1 protein-coding gene is annotated in these 1,166 nt (G+C 74.8%); it reads left to right on the top strand.

Features of this window, described 5'->3' with window-relative positions; all coding sequences use genetic code 11:
- The coding region (locus AB0O00_RS40575; protein WP_363659674.1) for an FAD-binding protein at window positions 1-1,087 on the top strand (1,087 nt) is incomplete at its 5' end.
- Between the last annotated feature and the right edge of the window lie 79 nt (window positions 1,088-1,166).

Here is a 1,166-nt window from a genome sequence, read left to right as displayed (position 1 = left end):
GCAGGGCGGCGCGCCCTTGGCCCAGTTCGACGCCGCGGCCTCCCGGCACGGCCTTGCCGTCACCGGCGGCACGTTCGACACCACGGGCGTCGGCGGGCTGACCCTCGGCGGCGGGATCGGGCACCTGATGGGCCGCTACGGCCTCTCCTGCGACAACGTCCTGGAGTACTCGCTGGTCACGGCGGACGGCGACCGCCTGGCCGTCGACGCCGACACCGACCCCGAGCTGGACTGGGCGCTGCGCGGCGCCGGGCACAACTTCGGCGTCGTCGACGAGTTCGTCTTCCGGCTGCACCCGGTCACGACCGTCCACGGCGGCACCGTCGCCTACCCCGCCCACGAGATGACCCGGGCGGTCGAGCTGTTCCGGCGGCTCGGCACCGAGGGCCCCGACGAGCTCGTCTGCATCCTGCTGCTGGAGCGGTACGGGCCCGGGCAGGAGCCGGCGGCGGTCCTGAGCGTCTGCTACAGCGGCACCGACCCCGGCTACCCCGCCGAGCTCGACAAGCAGTTGCGCGAACCGGAGGTGCTGGACTGGCAGGTCGAGCGGCGCCCGTACCTGTCGATGCAGCAGCTGCTCGGCCGCCTGCCGTACGGGCTGCGCCACTACTGGAGCGCCCGGTGCACGGACGGGCTGCCGGACGAGCTGGTCGCCGCGCTGGTGGAACGGTTCCACGCCGGGCGCTGGCGCGGCGCGTTCAACGACACCGTCTACCTCGAGGCCTTCGGCGGCGCGGTGCGGCGGGAACCCGAACGGCCGTCCGCAGTGGGCTGGCGCGCGGCGCGGTTCAACGTCACGGGCATGGCCATCTGGGAGCCGGCCGACGCCGACCGCGAACGGATCGCGTGGGCGAAGTCGGTGGCGCGGGCCGCCGAGCCCTGGGGCACGTCCGGCGACGGCTACGTCAACTACCTGTCGGATCCGGAGGGTTCGGACACGGCGCGGGCCGTGCGGACGTACGGGGAGCAGGGGCACCGCCGGCTCGCCGCGCTCAAGCGGCGGCTCGACCCGGACGGCGTCTTCCGCCCGGCCTTCGCCATCGCCCCGGCGGCGGGGGCGGGGACGGGGACGGGGACGGGGGTGTGAGACCGGTGGCCGAATCCCGGATCGACTACAACAACCGCTTCTTCTCGGCGGATCCGGGCGGCTCGCCGGAGACCGCGGC

Source organism: Kitasatospora sp. NPDC093558 (assembly GCF_040683475.1).
Classification (GTDB): Bacteria; Actinomycetota; Actinomycetes; order Streptomycetales; family Streptomycetaceae; genus Kitasatospora.
This window is presented reverse-complemented; position numbering and strand designations above follow the sequence as displayed.